The sequence below is a fragment of the Candidatus Protofrankia californiensis genome (assembly GCF_900634765.1).
Taxonomy (GTDB): Bacteria; Actinomycetota; Actinomycetes; order Frankiales; family Frankiaceae; genus Protofrankia; species Protofrankia californiensis.
Genome location: NZ_CAAAFT010000177.1, coordinates 1 through 2,327, shown reverse-complemented (window position 1 = coordinate 2,327; position 2,327 = coordinate 1). Strand labels below are relative to the sequence as shown.

2 protein-coding genes are annotated in these 2,327 nt (G+C 69.6%); one reads left to right on the top strand and one right to left on the bottom strand.

Annotated features, from left to right (window positions below; translation table 11 throughout):
* A partial coding sequence (gene zapE, locus DD1DGNOD_RS09940) for a cell division protein ZapE (protein ID WP_131769959.1) occupies positions 1-1,006 on the bottom strand: 1,006 nt, incomplete at its 3' end.
* Positions 1,007-1,275: 269 nt separating this feature from the next.
* Between zapE and DD1DGNOD_RS09935 the strand changes: the two genes are divergently transcribed.
* Positions 1,276-2,121: a pyrimidine reductase family protein gene (locus DD1DGNOD_RS09935; RefSeq protein WP_430827793.1), complete on the top strand. Its 846-nt coding sequence runs from the start codon at positions 1,276-1,278 to the stop codon at positions 2,119-2,121.
* Positions 2,122-2,327 lie beyond the last annotated feature (206 nt).

The window sequence follows — 2,327 nt, the reverse complement described above, 5'->3', positions numbered from 1 at the left end:
AGAACAGCTCGTCGAAGGGCCGTCCGGACACCGCGACAGGCACCGACCGGTCGTAGAGCCGGTCGGCGAGAACGACCAGACGCAGCGCCACCGCCTGATCGGCCACCGCGGTCACCCCGTGCAGGCAGACCAGTTCGATACCGTCGACAAGCGCGCCGTAGCGGGACGGATGCAGCTCACCCAGGTACGCGCACAGTTCGGTGAACCCGTCCTCGCTGGTGGCGGGGATGGCCGCGGCGCGGCGGCTCACCTCCTGGTCGTCCAGGGGCACCGGGGGCTTGGGCAGGCCGCGATGGCGGAAGTCCTCGCCCTCGACCCGCAGGACGTGGAACTGCGCGGACAACCCCTGGATCTCGCGCAGGAAGTCGTCGGCACCGAACCGGCCGGCCCCGAGATCGTCGGGCTGGGTGTTACTCGTCGCCGCCAGCCGGACACCCGACTCCACCAGCCTGGTCAGCAACGTGGAGACGAGGACGGTGTCACCGGGGTCGTCCAGCTCGAACTCGTCGATCGCCAGGAGCCGAAGGCCTGCGAGAGCGTCCACCGTCCGGGCGAACCCGAGCGCACCGACCAGGGAAGTGATCTCGACGAACGTCCCGTATGCCTTGGGCCCCGGCACGGCGTGCCACAGCGAGGCGAGCAGGTGGGTCTTACCGACCCCGAACCCACCGTCGAGATAGATCCCAGGAGGTGCGGAGCCCGCACCGGCACCGCCGGTACCCGCCCGCCCGCCATGACGAGTGCTACGTCCACCTTGGTTACGACGGCCGAACCGCAACAGGCCGCGTCCCCCAGCCCCGGACGATTCCCCGCCCTTGCCGTCACCTGCCGTGACGCGGTCGACGAACCGGGCGAGCGCCACGACAGCGGCGGCCTGGCTCGGCTCGGAGGGATCCGGCCGGTAGGTGTCAAAGCGGACGTCGTTGAATCGCGGCGGTGGAACGAGAGCCGCGACCAGATCGTCCGGAGGTACCTCGGGACGGCGGTCGACCAGACGTTCCGGCATTTTTTCACCCTACGAAGACAGCCTGGGTTGATGTTGTCCTAAGAAGTGCCGCGCGAGCGAACTCACATCGTTTTTCGCCTCGAGCGCTGTGACATCCGATCACCCGCATCCGATCCGGTTGCTTTTCAGGAAGGCACGAACGACCAGGAAGGCACGATGAGAGGGGAAGACACGACGAGAGAGGAAGACACGACAACCCGGGAAGGTCCGACGGACGGCCCGGGAAGGCACGACTGCCTGTTGGCCCCGGCGAGAATAGAGTTGCCGGAGTGCGTCACCTGCTGTCCCCATATCAGCCCGGCCGGCGGCATCCCGACGGGCAGCACTGCGATCAGCCCGGCGGGCAGCCCCCATGCGGGCATCCCGTCGACGGCACAGCCGACGGTCACGCCGCAACGACAACGACGGCCGACAGCGTCGACCTGGACGTCTGCTACCGTCTGCCGCCGGTCGCTGCCGGGGAGGTGCATGCCCGGTCGAACTTCGTCTCGTCCATCGACGGAGCCGCCGAGCTCGACGGCCGTTCCGGGGCTCTCGGTGGGAGCGCCGACCGCAGGATCTTCCGGACGCTGCGGTGGCTCGCCGACGTCGTCCTCGTCGGTGCCGGCACCGCGGTCGCCGAGGACTACGGACCGGTCGTCATCCCGCCCGAACGGCGCGAGCGGCGGATCGCGACCGGGCAGAGCGCGGTCCCGCCGGTCGCTGTCGTCTCGGCGAGCCTGCGGCTGGACCCGTCCGCCCGGCTGTTCGCCGCGCAGGCACGTCCGCTCGTGCTGACCTGCGAGGCCGCGCCCCCGGACCGGCGCAAGGTGCTCGCGGAGGTCGCCGACGTACTGATCTGCGGCAACCAGACGGTGGATCCCGCCGCGGCCCTGCGCGCCCTCGGCGAGCGGGGACTGGCCCGCGTCCTGTGCGAGGGCGGCCCGGCCCTGCACGCCGATCTCGCGAACGCTGGCCTGCTCGACGAGCTGTGCGTGACCCTTGCCCCGCTGCTCGCCGGTCCCGACCACCTGCGGATCGTCCGCGGCCAGCGCTGGCACACCCCCCTGGAGATGACTCTTAGTCACGTTCTCGAGGAGGACGGCAACCTGTTCCTGCGCTATCTGCGTCGCTGACCGCACCCGCGGGACATCATGATCATGATGCTATGGGTCCGGCTTACCGCCGGACCACAGAGTCGTTCAGAGGGCCAGGAGCAGCGCGATCATGTTTCTTTCGCGCTGCCGGCGGCCCAGCCCCAGGCCATTCAGAGAATCATGCCGGCGCCGACGGTGGCTCCGGTGGCCTCGTCGATGAGGATCACGCTGCCGGTCGTACGGTT